The sequence below is a fragment of the Leifsonia sp. 10L418 genome (genome assembly GCF_056395445.1).
Genome location: NZ_JBFTJN010000004.1, coordinates 147885 through 163547, shown reverse-complemented (window position 1 = coordinate 163547; position 15663 = coordinate 147885). Strand labels below are relative to the sequence as shown.

The window sequence follows — 15663 nt, the reverse complement described above, 5'->3', positions numbered from 1 at the left end:
AGCGGCATCCGTTGTCGCTTGCGGTTTCTCAGTCGCCGGAGCAGCATGAAAAACGGCAGGCACAGTGGAAAATACATGCATATGTATGGAATTTTGTGGCCCACGTGGCGGTTGCTACCAGAGATCGGTCAGCCGGTCACAACCAAGAATCGCGGGCCACGATCCCGCGGAGGAGGACAAAAATTATGGGCAACTTCGAAGGCAAGACCGCACTCGTCACAGGCGGCGGCTCAGGACTCGGGGAAGCGATTAGCAAAGACCTCGCGAAGAACGGCGTCAACGTCGTCGTCGTCGACCTCAATCTCGACGGTGCGAACCGCGTGGTCAACGAGATCACGGCCGCGGGCGGCACAGCCGTTGCGTTCCAAGCCAATACCGCGGTCGCCGAAGACAGCAAGAAGGCCGTCGACTTTGCGCTCGAGACCTATGGTGCGCTCAACTACGCGGTCAACAATGCCGGAATCGGTGGCGCCAACGCTCCCGTCGGCGACGTCGATGTGGAGGATTGGGACCGCGTCATTGCGATCAACCTGAGCGGCGTGCTCTACGGCATGCGCTACCAAATCCCAGCGATCCTCGCAGCTGGTGCATCAGAAGGCGCCATCGTGAACATGGCGTCGATCCATGGCACCGTTGCCGCTCCCGGAAACGCCGCCTACACCGCCGCCAAGCACGGCGTCGTGGGCCTCACCAAGAACGCTGCGGCCGAATATGGCGCCCAGGGGCTGCGAGTCAACGCCGTCGGCCCCGGCTACATTGAAACGCCGCTGCTGGTCGCCGCACCAAAGGAGATCCTCAACGGGCTTGCGGCGAAGCATCCGCTCGGTCGCCTCGGACAGCCGGAGGAAATCGCAAACGTCACCACATTCCTCCTCTCCGACAAAGCCAGCTTCATGACCGGGTCGTACGTGCTTGTTGACGGCGGCTACACCACCGTCTAAGCACCGCTCGTTCTGAATAGGCCACCCCACGGGGTGGCCTATTTGGCCTGCGCGGCGAACTGGTGCCGCATGCGTGGCAGGTCGAATGTCATTGATCGGTCACTATCCCCCGCGTTAAATCGAGTCGGCGGGGGCGCACACGCCGTAGCCCCGGTACGGGCTAAGGAGTGCGAGCCTCACCCCCAAAGGCCCGCCACCCCGCACGACACGCACCGATGACCGCCGGCCCGCCCATACCTCGGGATACGGTCGAGACTTCGTGCCGATCGCCACCAGGAGTTTCATGCCCCACCCCAACCGCCCCACATCGGATCAGCGTCAGCGCGCCTCGCGTCGCAAACTCAAGCCGACTCGCGGCACCTGGATCGTCGGGGCGCTCGTCCTCCTTCTGCTCGTCATCGGTGTGTCGACCTCTGGCGTCCCGGGACTCGTGATGATGAGTGGACTCGTGGCCCTCGTCACCGCCGCATACGTTCTCATCACCGGCCGCGCGTCCTGGGCGCTTCTGCCCTCGCGTAAGTTCGCCACGGCCGTTCTGGCCGCGAGCCTGGTTTCGGTCATTGTCGGCACGTCGCTGGCGCCGGATGCCGGCGGGTCGGGTTCGAGCGCACTCGGGGCAGCATCGGTTGGCCGGCCCACGAATACTCCGGTTGCGTCGCCGACGCGCACAGCCACCCCGACACCCACTCCGACTGCAACGGCGACCGCGACTCCAGGTACGACCCCGGCCGCCGCACCCGACGCGTCAGCTATCGCAGCGGACTCCTCGACCGCACTCACCCAGCTCGCCACCCTCCCGGTCAAGGGCAAGGCGCCGAAGACCGGCTACAACCGCACCGGAATGTTCGGCTCGGCCTGGCTCGACGTCGACCGCAATGGATGCGACACCCGCAACGACATCCTCGCGCGTGACCTGACCGAGACAACGAAGTCCGGGCGGTGCCGCGTGCTCACCGGGACCCTCACCGATCCTTACACCGGCACCCAGATCATGTTTGTGCGCGGCGACGCCACGTCGACAAAGGTGCAGATCGACCATGTCGTGGCCCTGCAGAATGCCTGGATCACTGGGGCGCAGCAGCTCACGCAGGAGAAGCGCGAAGCTCTCGCCAACGAGCCGCGCAACCTGCTCGCGGTCGACGGTCCGACGAACTCGGCCAAGGGAGCCGGCGATGCGGCGACCTGGTTGCCGCCGTCGAAGTCGTTCCGTTGTGCGTATGTGGCGCGGCAGATTGAGGTCAAGGCCGCGTATGGACTGTGGGTTGCACCGGCCGAGCATGATGCGATGGTGCGGGTGCTGGGTGCGTGCGGTGGGCAGGCTGTGGCTCCGGTACCGGTTGCGGTTCCTGAGCCTGCTCCGGCCGCTCCCGCTCCGGTCGTCGCGCCGGTTCCGGTTCCTGCTCCGGTCGAGCCCGCTCCCGCTCCGGCTCCGGCGCCTGCGCCGGCGCCCGCGCCCGCGCCCGCGCCCGCGGGCAACGTGCATCCCGGCGGATTCTGCTCCGAACCAGGCACGACGGGCGTCGCTGACAACGGCCGCACCTACACCTGCGGCGGCAAGGGCGCAGACGCAAACGGTAAGTATCACTGGAACGCGTAGCGCTCGCACCCGGCAGACCGGGTGAGTCGGCCTCGGAAAGCGCGTGATTTCGACAAGCTCAATCGCCGAACGGTGGTCGAGCTTGTCGAGACCTCGTGAGTTGACGTTCAAGACGCAACCAGAGTTCAAGGATCGGCTCGCCGGGTCTCGAGACGCGGCCTCCTTCGTCGGCTGCTCCTCGACCAACGAAATGGTCAGACTCGGCTCCGCGATTACGCGACGGCCGCCTTCTGCGCACTCCGCGGTAGGAGCACCGCGGCCAGAATCGCCGTCACCAGATAAACCGCGCCCTGGATCTCCAGCAGCGGCACCGTGCCGAGCGCCGACTGCAGCATCCCGGCGGCCAGCATCCCGATCGCCTGCCCGATCGCCATGACGAGCCCGAGCGCTGCGAAGACGCTCCCCCGCTCGCCATCGTCGCTGCCGAGCTGCAGGATGCTGACCAGCCCGGCCCCCATGAACACCCCGGGCGCCCCGACAATTGCGAACAGCACGACGTAGAGCCAGAGCTCGTTGGTGACGAACGGCAGATTCCAGGTCACCAGAGAAATGATCGCGAACGCCGCTACCCCAATCACGCTCAGCTGCCGCATGTCGGCCTTCGCCGCGACGAAACCGAGCAGCAATCCCGCCGCGATCGCCCCGACCGCCTGCACGCCCCGCAGCAGTCCGACATCCGCATCCGACCCGCCCAGCGTCTCGGTGACGAAGAAGACGAAGAGCACCACGAAGAGGCCCTGCGCGATCGAGGCGGCAAAGCACACCACAAAGGCGCCGCGCAACCGGGGGTCTCTGAGCACCCGAGTGATGCTGGATTTCACCTTCGCCGCACCGGATGCCTGCGGCCGCGAACGCGGAAGGGTCGCGACGAGCACCGCCGAGGCCAGGTAGCTCACGAAGTCGACGGCGACGACGAGGCCGAGGTCGCCGAGGGCGAGCAGCACGCCGCCGAGCGGTCCGCCGACGAGTCGGCCGAGGTTCTGATTGAGTCCGACGAGGGCGTTGGCCGAGACGATGCGATCGGCGCCGACCAGATCGGGCAGCAGCGCATTCTTAGCCGGTTCGAACGCGGCGCTGAACATGGCCTGCAGCACGATGACGAGGTAGACGAGCGGCAGATCGGCCTCGGTGTGCACGAACATCAGCGGGATCAGCGAGAGCGCCTGCCCCACGTTGACGATGCACATGAGCGCCTTGCGGTCGAAGCGGTCGACGAGCCGCGCCACAAATGGCGCGAGTAGCACGGCCGGGACGAGCTCGAGCAGGAACGCGAGTGACGTCGCGAGCGCCGAGCCGCTGAGCTGCAGCACGACGAGCGGGAGGGCGATGAAGAGGAGCCAGTCCCCCGCATCCGAGATGAGGCCTGCCGTCCAGAGCCGGCGGAACGGGGCGATCGCGAAGGCGGAGGCGCCGCCGGGCGGGCCGCTGGGCGGGGTCGTCGCGTTGGAGGATGTCGAGCTGGAGGACATCAAGTTCGACGGCCCATCTCCATTACCGGACACAGAGCTTGCTGGGCTGAGACTGCCGGCCGTCGAGCGGTCTGCCGAGGTCCCGTCACCGGGCCATGACAAGCCATCTGACACGGAGCTTCCGCCGACCTTCGAGCCACCCGACAGTGTGTCGCCGTCCGATGCGGAGCCGCCGGAGGCGGGGCCGCCGGAGGCGGGGCCGCCGGAGGCGGGGCCGCCGGAGGTGGGGCCGACGGAGGTGGGGCCGACGGAGGTGGGGCCGCCGCCTGCCGCTGCATCCGTCATGGCCGGCTGAACTGCGGTCGCGGGAACGCGGTCAGCGACAGGTGCGCGTGACCGGCGTCATCCGGGGCGTCGGTGCGAGTCGCGGCCAGGAACGGTCGGATCACCGCGTCGATCTGCTCGACGATGGTGCGGAGTTCGGCGGGCGTCACCTGGAGTCCGTAAGTCGCGTGCGCCTCGACGTCGCGCCACGCCTCGGGCACGGTAGCCCGCGTGCGCACATGCTCGCGAGCCAGCTGGTAGTCGAGCTGCAGGGATGCCTCGAGCATCGCGTCCAGGCCGGGCTGTTCGCCGGCACCCTCGGGAAACTCATTGGTGAACCCGGTGATTGTGGCCCGCCACGGCCTCGTGCGGCCGTCAGTGGACTCCTCGGCCGCGACGAGTCCATGACTGGCGAGCACGCGGAGATGGTAGCTGCAATTCGATGGAGTGTCGCCGATGGCCCGGGCGCACTCCGACGCGGTCGCCGCCCCGACCGACATCAGGTAGCCGAGCACGTCCAGCCGCACCGGATGCGCGAGGGCGTCGAGCACCGCTGGGTCGGTGAGATTGGGTCGGTGCTCGGGTGTGGGCTGCTCGCGTGTGGGCTGCTCGTTCATGCGTCACTCCTCGCGATCTGAAAGCGTCTTTCAGACTGTAGCCAGGGTCGGGGAGATCTGCAAGAGTCTTTCAGGTTTTAGAGACCGGTCGACGGATGCTGCCGCAGCCGCGATGCCGGATGCGTCGCGTGTCAGCAGAAAACGCAAGTGTCACCGAATGACGCACGATTTGTGCGCCGTACGGTGACAACGTGCCAAAACGTGCGGTTCTTGCTATGCGCAAGCAGCAGCCTAGAACCAGCTACTCAACCACGGCGTCACGGGCGAGTGGAACGCGGCATCCACCGCATCCGCTGAACCTGGTCGCAGCTCGGTAATCCGGCCGGCCCGCACGAGCGTGCGCGCCGAGACGCCGCCCAGGTAGAGCGCGCCGAGCTCGTTCACGCTCAGCGCGAGCGACGCCGCGTCAGCCGGAGCCGAACCGTCGAGCGGCGACACCGTGGCCGTTCCCGAGTCGTCGATCGAGACGAGCACGCGGCCGTGGGCGAACCCGAGCGGATCCGAAATGTCGAGCGCGATACGGCCGGGTGCGGCGTAGCGACGGGCCTCGAGCGCCGCGGTGACGTCGAGGATGCGCGCCCAGAGGTGGTCCCGGCGGCGCACTGCGCGCACGGCCCGCGGATCGCTGACCTGCCAGACGAGCGGCTCGTCGACCGCGCGCAACGGCGCCGACACCGTCGACACGAGCGGCAACTCGAGCAGGTAGCGCCAGAGCCCTGCATAGGCGTCATCCGTCACCGTGCGCAGGTGCTCGACGGTGGCCGTGTGCGAGGAGAAGTCGGCGGGATCGCCCTTGATCCGGTAGAGCGCGAAGCCCTGCGGCTGCCCGTCCGCGTCGTGGTAGATCACCGCGCGCAGGTTTTTGGACTCGCCCTTCTCGTCACCGAGCAACCCGATCAGCCGCCCCCACAGGTGATCGTCGAGTTCGATCTCGCCGGGCACGGCGCGCCGGGCCCGCTCGGCGACGTCTCGACCGACCTCGTTCAGCTGCTCCAATGAAATGAATTGCACACGACCGGATGCGGCGGGTCCCGTCCACGAGGCACGGCGCGTGTCGATCTCGAGGTCGGCCGTCATCGTGGTCGGGGAGAAGCCGAAGCGCGAGTAGATCGTGGCCTCCGACACGGTGAGGATCGCCAGCGGAACGCCGAGGCTGTGGGCGGTGCGCAGCTCGGCTTCGAGCAACGCCCGCGCGATGCCACGGCGCTGGTGGGTCGGGGCGACGGTGACCGAGCTGATCGCCCAGCCCGAAACACTCGTGTCGCCGGGCAGCGTCAGCGGGGCCGGCCAGGAGCTGACCGTGGCGACGGGGGTGGCGGCATCCGTGGTGCTGTCGTCCCAGACGGCGGTTGTGCGGCGGTAGGCGATGCGCTGCTGCTGCTCTTCGATCAGCTTCTCGGCCAGCGCGCCGGCGTGGAATCCACGCATCTCCGCCTGCACCCACGCCGCGAAGGCGTCCCGATCGCTGGTGTCGACGAGGCCGAGCCGCAGCCCACCGGCGTCAAGCTTCTCGAAGGAATCGGCATCGATGGGCGCGTCTGCAAAGCTCATGCTCTCAGGCTAGGGGAACTGTGGCGGGCGGTCGAGCGGCGCATGGTTCGGGCTCGCGCACCGGACCGAAATCAGGAACACACACGGAGTGTCGCATCCGGCGCCCCGTGATTCTGCGGGGACCAGGCGCGCGACACACCTCTACTCCTGAATTCGGCACGCGATGACGGATGCGTGACGCACCCGCACAGACGGGCGCACGACCCGCAGCAACCAGGGATTTGCAGCCCCATGACACGGCCGCGAGCTTGCCCCGACCCGCCAGACCCGCGAGACTGGGCCACAGGGGCGGCGCCTCAGATGCCTCCCCAGAATGAGGGTGCACCACATGGCCGAGCAGTTCCGCGAACGAGTCGGCGTCTATATCGACTTCGACAACATCGTCATCTCCCGGTATAGCCAGTTGCACGGCCGGACCGCCTGGGCGAAAGACCGCGTGCGCCAGCACGACGCGTCAAATGCGAATGCCGACCCTCAGGTCACCGCTCGCATCAAAGCGGCGACGATCGATCTCGGTGCGATCCTCGAGTACGCGTCATCGTTCGGCTCGATCGTGATCAGCCGGGCCTACGCCGACTGGTCTGCGGCCGTGAATGCCGACTACCAGCAGCAGCTCATCGACCGCGCAGTGGACCTGGTGCAGCTCTTCCCGACGGTCAGATCGCTGAAAAATGGGGCAGACATCCGTTTGGCCGTCGACGTGGTCGAAGACGTCTTTCGACTCGACGACCTCACCCACATCGTGATTGTGGCCGGGGATTCCGACTACATTCCGCTGGCGCAGCGGTGCAAACGCCTCGGCCGTTACGTGGTCGGCATCGGCGTCTCGGGTGCGACCAGCAGCTCGTTGGCTGCGGCCTGCGACGAGTTCGCCGACTACGACACCATGCCGGGCATCAGCAGCGGCATCCACGCCAGTTCGGTCAGCGGCAACAGCCCCACCCGCAGCCGTTCGGTGCACGAGGTCGAGTTCGTCGCGCCCGTGCCCGTGGCCGGGTCGGCGCCGGTCATCTTCACGGATGCGACGGCACCGGAACCGACAAAGTCACGCGCCGCATCGCGCTCGGTTGACAAAGACGCAGACAAAGACGTCGACAACGACCCGAGCAATGATGCAGACAAAGACGCCTCCCAAGTCGAGGAGGAACGCGCCACACCGAAGGTGCGCAAGGCCGCGACCGCGCTGCTGCTGCGAGCCATGGAGTTGCTCGCCAAGAACGACCTCGAATGGCAGCACGCGTCGGCGGTCAAGAACCAGATGCGCCGGATGGACCCGTCATTTCAGGAGCAGGCGCTGGGCTACCGCCAGTTCTCCGACTTCTTGAAGTCGCGCCACAACGTGGTCGAGTTGGAGCAGGAGACCCCGGCGAGCCCGATCATGTTGAGGTTGCGGGCGTAGCAATCTCGTTGGTCGAGGAGCGAGCGCTAGCGAGCGTCTCGAGACCTCGCGAGCCGCCGCCTGAACGCACCCACCTCGTTGGTCGAGCCTGTCGAGACCACCGCCGGCCGATCCTCAGACGCGACCCAGGTTCAGAGATCGGCTCACGTGGTTTCGAGACGCGGCCTCCGCCGTCGGCTGCTCCTCAACCAACGAAGTGGTCGAGGAGCAGCCGCGGTATGACCGCGAGGAATTAGTCGTCGGAAACGAGGATGTCCACCGTGATGTTGCCACGCGTCGCGTTGGAGTAGGGGCAGACCTCGTGAGCCCGGTCGGCGAGCGATGCCGCAACATCCGTCGGCACATCCGGCAGAACGACCTCAAGCGTGACCGCGAGACCGAAGCCGCCCTCGATCTGGCCGAAGTGAACCTGCGCGCCGACGCTGGAGCCGTCGATCGACACCTTGCGCTCCCGCGCAGCCATTTGAAGCGCGCTGTGGAAGCAGGCCGCATACCCTGCCGCGAAGAGCTGTTCGGGGTTCGACCCGTCGCCGGATCCGCCCATCGCTTGCGGAACAGCAAGCTCGAGGTTGATGCGGTTGTCGGTCGTGGTGACGTGGCCATTGCGGCCGCCGCCGGTCGCCAGAGCTTCTGCGGTGTACAGCGTGTTCATCGTGCTTCTTTCTTGTTGGTTGCCGGTTCGGAGCGAGCCGTTCCGACGAGGCAGATCTTGTTGAGGAGACGTCGGAGTTCGACTGCCTCCTCGTTTTCGAGCCCCAGGCGAGCGAAGAGTTCGGCCGGCACGCTCAGCGCTTCGTTGCGAAGCTCGGTGCCTTCTGTCGTCAGTGCAATCCGGACGACGCGCTCGTCATCAAGACTGCGCTGTCGCGCCACAAGACCCGAGGCTTCCAGGCGTTTCAGCAGGGGCGACAGGGTTCCGCTGTCGAGTCGAAGCCGTCCGCCCAGCCAGGAGACCGTGACGTCGTCCTGTTCCCAGAGCGCGAGCATCACCAGGTACTGCGGATACGTCAGCCCGAGCGGCTCGAGCAAGTCGCGGTACACACCGGTGACAGTCTTGCTGCCCGAATAGAGGGCGAAGCAGACCTGAGCATCCAGGGCCAGAGGGTTCACGGTCGACATGGAATGACGGTAGCACGCAATTGAGTTGTGCACAATTTACTTTCTAGAGTTCGCCAATCGCTCCGCCGCTGGGTACCGAATTCAGGAGCGCACCCGGCGTGTCGCATCCGCTGCCGCGTGATTCAGCGGGAGGAGACCGCGCGACACACCTCCACTCCTGAATTCGGTACGGGTGCGACACGTGGGCGCAGGCTCCGGATGCGGTGGCGCTGCCATCAGGGCGTGGCGTCGCGGTCTCAGCCCGACGCAGCAGGGCCGTTCACAACTTCGGAGATTTTGGTCAGATCGCCGATATGGCAGCCGTTTTGGCCGGGATTCGCGAGAATCTCCGCAGTTGCGAACCAGAGGTCGGCTCGCGGGGTCTCGAGACACGTGCTCGCAAGCTCGCGCGCTCCTCGACCAACGGAGTTGGGCACAGCCGAGCGACGATGCGTGCACCAGAATAGAGGGATGAGCTTTCAAGCCGTCGACGACTTCGATCGCAAGATCATCGATCAACTCCGCATCGACGGACGCCGCTCGTTCGGCGAGATCGGCCGATACGTCGGCCTGAGCGAAGCGAGCGTGCGCCAGCGCTACAACCGGCTGCTCGACCTCGGCATTGTGCAGGTCGTCGCCATGTCGGATGCGCCCAAGCTCGGCGAAGTTGAGGCTCATGTCTCGGTGCGTGTGCGTGGCGTCACCGTCGAAAGCGTCGCTCGGCAGCTTGCCTCACACCCCGAAGTCAAGCTCGTCGGCGCAACACTCGGCGCGTTCGACCTGATCGTCGACGTGCGCTGCGACGATGTGGCCCATCTCTCGACGTTCGTGCATGACACAGCCCGTCGGATTCGCGGTATCGAGAGCCTGGAGACGTCGACCGTGCTCGAGATTTTGAAGGACACGTACCTGTGGGAGGGATTCCGTGAGCCGGTCACGCGCTATGTTCCGACTCCCCCAGCCGCGCGAACCGGGTCGATTGCGACGGTTGCGCGCTAGCCAATCTCGTTGATTGAGGAGCGCCCGACGGAGTCGGCCGCGTCTCGAAACCTGGTGAGCCGATCTCTGGACCGTGGGTGCGTTTGAGGGTTGGCTCACGGGGTCTCGACAGGCTCGACCAACGAGGTAGGCGCGTTTGGACGTCGGCTCGCGAGGTCTCGAGACACGGGCTCGCTTCGCTCGCTCGCCCTCGACCAACGAGATGGGCACGTTTTGAGGGTTGGCCGACGGGGTCTCGACAGGCTCGACCTACGAGGTAGGCGCGTTTGGACGTCGGCTCGCGAGGTCTCGAGACGGCCGCGGGCGGCCTCCTCGACCAACGAGGTGGGTCACGATCGGTCGCCGCAGAGCTTCTACTCCGGCGGCGCCGTCGACGCCTGACCCACCCCACCGCGGAGGCCCACCCAGGAGTAGTCCTTGTAGAGCTCAGTGAGAATGAACTGGTCGATGAAGGCCACCCCGGGCACCCGGCGGATGTCATCGAGCAGTGTCACCAGCTGGTCGATGTCACGGCAGGTCGCCTCGAGGTAGATATCCCGCGCCCCGGTGATCAGCGCGACGTGATTGATCATGCGCATCTGACCGAGCGATTGCGCCACCGAACGCGCGGTGTGATCGCGCACCGAGATCAGAAAGCGCAGCGACTGGTGCCCCAGCGTCAGCGGACTACAGAGGGCGACGATGCTCAGGATGCCGAGATCCTGCAGCTTCGTGACCCGGCTGCGCACCGTGGCCTCGCTGACCTCCAACTCGGCCGCAATCGATGTGTACGGCCGGCGCCCGTCGCGCGTGAGCAGCTCGATGACACCACGGTCGATGGCATCCATCGCACTTACCTCACTACTTCATTGACCCCTCTTCGAGGATAGCCCGCGGCCACCCGGCCGACCGTCATCGGCTCCTCCAAGCGGCGCGGATTCGGGCTTCCCCCGTCATTCAGTCGTGCCAAGCTGGCCGACGGTCAATCCATCTAGCTGTCCCCACTCGGCGGTCGAGCCGACCTCAGCTGCCGACCTGCAGCCGCCCTGCAGCGGGCGGATTGTCCGGCCGCAGCAGGACGGACAATCCGCCCGAAGAGTCAGTGCGTCTGCGCGAGACTCGGGTGCGCCGGAGCGCTGTGCGCGGTCACCTGTTCGAACACCGCAGTGATCAGCACGTCGTTGCTCTCGGCGGGCGTTCCGTCGGGCAGTTCGAGCACGTCCTCGTAGCCGATCCGCGTCTCGACACCGTCTTCGATCGCGGCTTGTACGATCGGCCAAGTGGTCTGGTCGTAGCCGTGGTAGAGCAGCGAGGCCGTGACGCCAGCCGCGCGGATGGCCGCCGCCATTTCGCGGCAGGCCGCCACCGCGGCATCCGGATCTTCGTCTTCCGGCTCGATCAGAATGCGCACATTCTCGTGCAGGGTCGGCGAGTTAAGCAGGCCGGGGATGTCGGCCATCGACCAGACCGCGCTCTCGAGCACCATGCCCCGGTCAATCACGAGCTGCGCGGCCTCGGCCCCGCCTTCCTCGGCGAAGGTCACCGAGGCGAAGTCGGGCAGGGCATCTTCGGGCCAGGCCGCGAGCAGCCGCATCCGCTCTTCATGCCCGGAGCAGGTCCAGAGGCCGGTGGTCGTGCCGATGATCACGCTCGGGTCGACGGCACGTACCGCGCGCACCATCGCCCCGATCTCATCGGGGTGAATGGTCTGATCGCCGGTGGCCGTGCGGGCGTGTGCGTGCACGACGCCGGCCCCGAGGGCTGTCGCGCGCGACGCCGCCTGAGCAATCTCCTCCGGACTCAGCGGCACCGCGCCGTTTTCTTCGCGTGAGCGTCCGCCGTTGATTGCTGCCTTCAAGAACATGGATGTTTCCCCAATGATGCGATGGTGATGCGTGTGGATGGTGGAACGTGAAGCGGGTGGAACGTGGAACGAGGGTGCACTGCAGAGCTACGAAGCGAGCAGTCGCTGAATCGTCTCGGTGGCCCCGGTCGCCTCGCCGAGACGCGCGCCTTCGGCCAGTTCACGAACGAGGTCGGGTTCTTCGGCGTCGTCCTCGAGCGCGGTGTCGATAATGCCCTCGACGACGGCCGGTGAGGCGAAGAAGACTCCGTTCGCGTCAGCGAGCACGACGTCGCCGGCGTTGACGGTGATGCCGCCGCAGACGACGGGCACGTTCATTCCGCCGTCGTCGATGCCGTGCAGCTTCGTGGTCAGCACGCTGCGACCGCGGGCGTAGATCGGGATGCCGAGCTCCGAGACCTCGTCGATGTCGGTCACGACGCCGTCGACGATCACGCCACGCGCGCCGCGAAAGTTCGCCGCGGCCGCGAGCACGAGTCCGACCGGCGCGTGCCGCACGTCTCCCCCGGTGTCGACGACGAGCACGTCGCCGGGCTCGAGGTGCCCGGCCGCGTGGTGCAGCATCGTCGAGTCGGTGGAGGTGATGCGCACGGTGACGGCACGACCGACGACCCGGCCGGCGCCGGTCTGACGCACGAGGCCGGAGTCGGCGAAGCCCTGTTCGAGGTAGTGGCCGAGGGTCGGGAAGGAGACTTTCTCAAGCTTCTCGAGCAGCTGCGGCGAGAGAGCGGATGGCGCGGTGCCAATTTCGATGGGCATGGTTTTCTACTCCGAGACGGTGATGGCGAGGGACAGGCGACGGTTCTGCAGCGACGGCAGTTTGGCGCGCACCAGGTCGGTGCGTTCCGAAGTGACGTCGACGACGGCGATGGCGGATGCGGCGTCACCGAGGCTGGCCCGGGTGATGCCGAGCGGGTCGATGATCATGCTGTTGCCGATGCAATCCGGCGAGATGCTGCCGGCGGCGACCACCCAGACGGTGTTCTCGATGGCGCGGGCGCGGGCCAGGGTGTCCCAGTGGTCTTCCTTGCGCGCCCCGGCGACCCACGCAGCCGAGAGGCTGAGCACCTCGGCGCCCTGGTCGATCAAGAAGCGCGCCTGCTCCGGAAAACGCAGGTCGTAGCAATTGATCAGGCCCACACGGATGCCCGCTAGCTCGACCACAGGCGGCAGCTCGTGGCCAGGGGTCACGTATCCGCTCTCCTGGTAGGCGAACGCGTCATAGAGGTGGAGCTTGTGGTACCGGGCGGCGACGGTGCCGTCGGTGTCGATCGCGATCAGGGTGTTGAACGGGCGGTCGGTTCCGTTTGGCTCGTACCCGCCGGCGATGATTGCCACGCTGTGCTGCACGGCCAGCTCGATGAGGAACTCCTCGAACAACGCCCATTCGGTGGCGACGACCTCGGCGAGGGGCGCCGGGAGGTCCTCGGCCAGCAGCATGGCCTCTTCGGGAAGCACGACGAGGCGCGCACCCTCGGCAGCCGAATGGGCGACGAGCGAGCCGATCTCTGACCGGTTGGCTGCGGCATCCGTCGTCGGGCCGAACTGGGCGACTGAAATTTTCACGTGCGTTCCTTTCACGGAGAAAGCAGGGAAAGCGAAAAACGGGAAGTGAAGAAGTGGAAAAGCGAGGAGGATCAGGCCGGCAGCGCGCGGGCATCGGCCGCGTGCCACGACAGCCAGAGGGTGTCGCCGGGCGCGATGGCCGCGAGTTCCGGGGTGAGGTGGGTGCTCGGCACGGTGGCCGAGACGTGCACCCCGCCGTGCAGATCGATGCCGTAGCGCCACTCGTCACCGAGGTAGACGGAGTCGGTGACCACGCCCGCCGCAGAGAGCGGGCCGGGCGAGGAAACCGAGACGGTCATCCGTTCGGGGCGCACGGCCAGTGTAATCGGGGTGCCGGCAGCGGTGCCGGGCACGATGTCGGCGGGCACCGTGCCGAGGCCGGCGATGACGGCCTGCCCGGCGTCACCCGTGAACGTGGCGGGGATGACGTTGCAGCTGCCGATGAAGGAGGCGACGAATTTGGTCGCCGGCCGGTCGTAGATCTCCTGCGGCGGGCCGACCTGCAGCAGCTCTCCCTGCGACATGACAGCGATGCGGTCGCTCATCGTCAGGGCTTCTTCTTGGTCGTGGGTGACGTAGATGAAGGTGATGCCGACCTCGCGCTGCAGACGCTTGAGCTCGATCTGCATCTCCTTGCGCAGCTGCTGGTCGAGCGCGCCGAGCGGCTCGTCGAGCAGCACGACGGCGGGACGGCCGACCACGGCGCGGGCCAGGGCCACACGCTGACGCTGGCCGCCGGAGAGCTTGTCGGGCTTGCGATCACCGAGGTGGCCGAGGCGCACCAGGTCGAGCGCCTCGGTGACGCGGCGGGTGATCTCGGCTTTCGGCGCCTTGCGCACCCGCAGCTCGAACGCGACGTTTTCGAAGACGGTGAGGTGCGGAAAGAGCGCGTAGCTCTGAAAGAGCATGTTGAGGTCGCGCTTGCGGGTGGGAACGTTGTCGACGGGCGACCCCGCCAACTCAATGCTGCCGGCGGTCGGAATCTCGAATCCGGTGATCATGCGCATCAGCGTCGTCTTGCCGCAGCCCGACGGGCCGAGAATCGAGAAGAACTCGTTCTGGCCGATGTCGAGGGTGAGCGGCTTGACGACGACGTTGTCGCCGAACGTTTTCGTGATTCCGGTCAGACGAATCGCGGGGGTGGCGGATGTCTGCGCTGTCGCTTTCGTCTCTGCCGAACCGTGGGGGGAGGTCGCGGTGATCGTGGCGGCGGTGGCGGAAGCCTGAGTTGACGGGGTCATGGGTTTCTCCTAGGAGGCTTTGACGCGGGTCCAGCCGTCCTGGAAGAAGCGCATGGCCTCACCCGGGTCGACGATGAACTCGCTGTTGACGGTCTGCTCGGCCGGGGCGTAGACGCCGGCGTTGTCGAGCAATGTCTTGTCGGTGATGAACTCCGCAGCCGCCGTGTTCGGCGTGGCCAGTGAGCCGTCGTTGGTCGCCATGGCGGCGATTTCAGGCTTGAGCGTGAAGTTCAGCCACTGGTAGGCAGCCGCGCTGTGCGGGGCATCCGCCACGATCGAGAAGCTGTCGGTCCAGAGCGTGCCGCCCTCGGTCGGCAGCACGTAGTGCACGTCGGGGTTGTTGGCCACGACGTCGGCTACTCCCGCGCCGCCCCAGGCTTCGGCGATGCAGGCGTCACCGGTGGCGACGAGCTCGGTGTAGTTGGTCGAGTTGTAGCCGGCGAGGTTCGACTTCATGTCGATCAGCGTCTGCGTCGCCTTCTCGATATCGGCTTCGTCGGTGGTGGCGGCGCTCAGCCCGTTGATCTGCAGGCCCACGATGTAGGCGGCGAGCATGTTGTCGAGCAAGTAGACCTTGCCGGCGTACTCCGGGTCGGCCAGCGACTTCCAGCTGGTGATCGGCTTGCCGGTGCAGGTCTCGTTGTAGAGCAGGCCGGTCGTGCCCCAGACCCAGGGGATGCTGTGTTCGTTGTTCGGGTCGAAGCTCGGGTCGGTGAAGGACTCGGCGATGTTGTCCATGCCGGTGACCTTGCTGTAGTCGATCGGCGCGACGAGTTCCTGGCCGACGAGCAGCTGCACGGCGTACTGGCTGGGCTGCACGACGTCGTATCCGGAACCACCAGCGCTCAGCTTTGAGATCATGGTTTCGTTGCTGTCGAAGGTGTCGACCGTGACCTTGATGCCGGTTTCCTTTTCGAAGGCCGCGACGACGGTGTCGGGCACTTCACCGGCCCAGGCGTAGAGGTTCAGTTCGGTGGAGGCGGCGTTGTCGGAGCTGCCGGCATCCGCGCTGCAGCCGGTCAATGCGAGTGCAGAGACCGCGACGGCGGCGAGGAGAGCGTGTCTTTTCATGGACTGC

The 15663-nt window shown here is 66.6% G+C and carries 15 protein-coding genes; 4 read left to right on the top strand and 11 right to left on the bottom strand.

From position 1 onward, the window contains the following. The first annotated feature begins 185 nt into the window (after positions 1–185). A complete protein-coding gene (locus tag AC1DCF_RS11040) occupies positions 186–941 on the top strand; it encodes an SDR family NAD(P)-dependent oxidoreductase (protein WP_477211058.1) in 756 nt (251 codons plus the stop codon). Between the two features lie 283 nt (positions 942–1224). Further along, complete coding sequence (locus AC1DCF_RS11035) at positions 1225–2538, top strand: HNH endonuclease family protein (RefSeq protein WP_477211057.1); 1314 nt, start codon at positions 1225–1227, stop codon at positions 2536–2538. Positions 2539–2750: 212 nt separating this feature from the next. On the opposite strand, the gene AC1DCF_RS11030 is transcribed toward AC1DCF_RS11035, so the two are convergent. The 3 genes from AC1DCF_RS11030 to AC1DCF_RS11020 all read right to left on the bottom strand — a co-directional run bounded on the left by AC1DCF_RS11030 (position 2751) and on the right by AC1DCF_RS11020 (position 6439). Next, complete coding sequence (locus tag AC1DCF_RS11030; protein ID WP_477211056.1) at positions 2751–4292, bottom strand: MFS transporter; 1542 nt, start codon at positions 4290–4292, stop codon at positions 2751–2753. After that, positions 4289–4888, bottom strand: coding sequence for a winged helix-turn-helix domain-containing protein (locus tag AC1DCF_RS11025; RefSeq protein WP_477211055.1), 600 nt, complete (start codon positions 4886–4888; stop codon positions 4289–4291). Before AC1DCF_RS11025 ends, AC1DCF_RS11030 begins: the two co-directional genes overlap by 4 nt. A gap of 231 nt (positions 4889–5119) precedes the next feature. After that, positions 5120–6439, bottom strand: coding sequence for a GNAT family N-acetyltransferase (locus AC1DCF_RS11020; RefSeq protein WP_477211054.1), 1320 nt, complete (start codon positions 6437–6439; stop codon positions 5120–5122). 328 nt (positions 6440–6767) lie between these two features. Here AC1DCF_RS11020 and AC1DCF_RS11015 point away from each other — a divergent pair, with 328 nt between their 5' ends. After that, positions 6768–7838, top strand: a complete 1071-nt coding sequence (locus AC1DCF_RS11015) for an NYN domain-containing protein (protein ID WP_477211053.1) — start codon at positions 6768–6770, stop codon at positions 7836–7838. Between the two features lie 232 nt (positions 7839–8070). Here the strand turns inward: AC1DCF_RS11015 and AC1DCF_RS11010 are convergent, their stop codons facing one another. Next, positions 8071–8490, bottom strand: a complete 420-nt coding sequence (locus AC1DCF_RS11010) for an organic hydroperoxide resistance protein (RefSeq protein ID WP_477211052.1) — start codon at positions 8488–8490, stop codon at positions 8071–8073. After that, entirely contained in the window at positions 8487–8957 is a 471-nt protein-coding gene (locus AC1DCF_RS11005; protein WP_477211051.1) for a MarR family winged helix-turn-helix transcriptional regulator, read from the bottom strand. The genes AC1DCF_RS11010 and AC1DCF_RS11005 overlap by 4 nt, the downstream gene beginning before the upstream one ends. Before the next feature lie 450 nt (positions 8958–9407). Between AC1DCF_RS11005 and AC1DCF_RS11000 the strand changes: the two genes are divergently transcribed. Further along, entirely contained in the window at positions 9408–9935 is a 528-nt protein-coding gene (locus AC1DCF_RS11000) for an Lrp/AsnC family transcriptional regulator (RefSeq protein WP_477211050.1), read from the top strand. A 353-nt stretch (positions 9936–10288) separates the two neighbouring features. On the opposite strand, the gene AC1DCF_RS10995 is transcribed toward AC1DCF_RS11000, so the two are convergent. From AC1DCF_RS10995 to AC1DCF_RS10970, 6 genes are all read right to left on the bottom strand, one after another. After that, positions 10289–10762, bottom strand: coding sequence for an Lrp/AsnC family transcriptional regulator (locus AC1DCF_RS10995; protein WP_477211049.1), 474 nt, complete (start codon positions 10760–10762; stop codon positions 10289–10291). Between the two features lie 251 nt (positions 10763–11013). Beyond that, positions 11014–11778, bottom strand: a complete 765-nt coding sequence (locus tag AC1DCF_RS10990) for a 3-keto-5-aminohexanoate cleavage protein (RefSeq protein ID WP_477211048.1) — start codon at positions 11776–11778, stop codon at positions 11014–11016. An 87-nt stretch (positions 11779–11865) separates the two neighbouring features. Further along, positions 11866–12537 (bottom strand): RraA family protein, encoded by a 672-nt coding sequence (locus AC1DCF_RS10985; protein WP_477211047.1) that lies wholly within the window; start codon positions 12535–12537, stop codon positions 11866–11868. A 6-nt stretch (positions 12538–12543) separates the two neighbouring features. Beyond that, the gene (locus tag AC1DCF_RS10980; RefSeq protein WP_477211046.1) at positions 12544–13344 is read right to left on the bottom strand and encodes a carbon-nitrogen hydrolase family protein; all 801 of its coding nucleotides are present in this window, start codon (positions 13342–13344) and stop codon (positions 12544–12546) included. A gap of 71 nt (positions 13345–13415) precedes the next feature. Then, complete coding sequence (locus AC1DCF_RS10975) at positions 13416–14585, bottom strand: ABC transporter ATP-binding protein (protein ID WP_477211045.1); 1170 nt, start codon at positions 14583–14585, stop codon at positions 13416–13418. 9 nt (positions 14586–14594) lie between these two features. Beyond that, positions 14595–15656: an ABC transporter substrate-binding protein gene (locus tag AC1DCF_RS10970; RefSeq protein ID WP_477211044.1), complete on the bottom strand. Its 1062-nt coding sequence runs from the start codon at positions 15654–15656 to the stop codon at positions 14595–14597. Between the last annotated feature and the right edge of the window lie 7 nt (positions 15657–15663).

Coding starts and splice junctions, on each gene's coding strand:
- AC1DCF_RS11040 (WP_477211058.1), top strand. CDS start 186: ATGGGCAACTTCGAAGGCAAGACCGCACTCGTCACAGGCGGCGGCTCA.
- AC1DCF_RS11035 (WP_477211057.1), top strand. CDS start 1,225: ATGCCCCACCCCAACCGCCCCACATCGGATCAGCGTCAGCGCGCCTCG.
- AC1DCF_RS11030 (WP_477211056.1), bottom strand. CDS start 4,292: ATGACGGATGCAGCGGCAGGCGGCGGCCCCACCTCCGTCGGCCCCACC.
- AC1DCF_RS11025 (WP_477211055.1), bottom strand. CDS start 4,888: ATGAACGAGCAGCCCACACGCGAGCAGCCCACACCCGAGCACCGACCC.
- AC1DCF_RS11020 (WP_477211054.1), bottom strand. CDS start 6,439: ATGAGCTTTGCAGACGCGCCCATCGATGCCGATTCCTTCGAGAAGCTT.
- AC1DCF_RS11015 (WP_477211053.1), top strand. CDS start 6,768: ATGGCCGAGCAGTTCCGCGAACGAGTCGGCGTCTATATCGACTTCGAC.
- AC1DCF_RS11010 (WP_477211052.1), bottom strand. CDS start 8,490: ATGAACACGCTGTACACCGCAGAAGCTCTGGCGACCGGCGGCGGCCGC.
- AC1DCF_RS11005 (WP_477211051.1), bottom strand. CDS start 8,957: ATGTCGACCGTGAACCCTCTGGCCCTGGATGCTCAGGTCTGCTTCGCC.
- AC1DCF_RS11000 (WP_477211050.1), top strand. CDS start 9,408: ATGAGCTTTCAAGCCGTCGACGACTTCGATCGCAAGATCATCGATCAA.
- AC1DCF_RS10995 (WP_477211049.1), bottom strand. CDS start 10,762: ATGGATGCCATCGACCGTGGTGTCATCGAGCTGCTCACGCGCGACGGG.
- AC1DCF_RS10990 (WP_477211048.1), bottom strand. CDS start 11,778: ATGTTCTTGAAGGCAGCAATCAACGGCGGACGCTCACGCGAAGAAAAC.
- AC1DCF_RS10985 (WP_477211047.1), bottom strand. CDS start 12,537: ATGCCCATCGAAATTGGCACCGCGCCATCCGCTCTCTCGCCGCAGCTG.
- AC1DCF_RS10975 (WP_477211045.1), bottom strand. CDS start 14,585: ATGACCCCGTCAACTCAGGCTTCCGCCACCGCCGCCACGATCACCGCG.
- AC1DCF_RS10970 (WP_477211044.1), bottom strand. CDS start 15,656: ATGAAAAGACACGCTCTCCTCGCCGCCGTCGCGGTCTCTGCACTCGCA.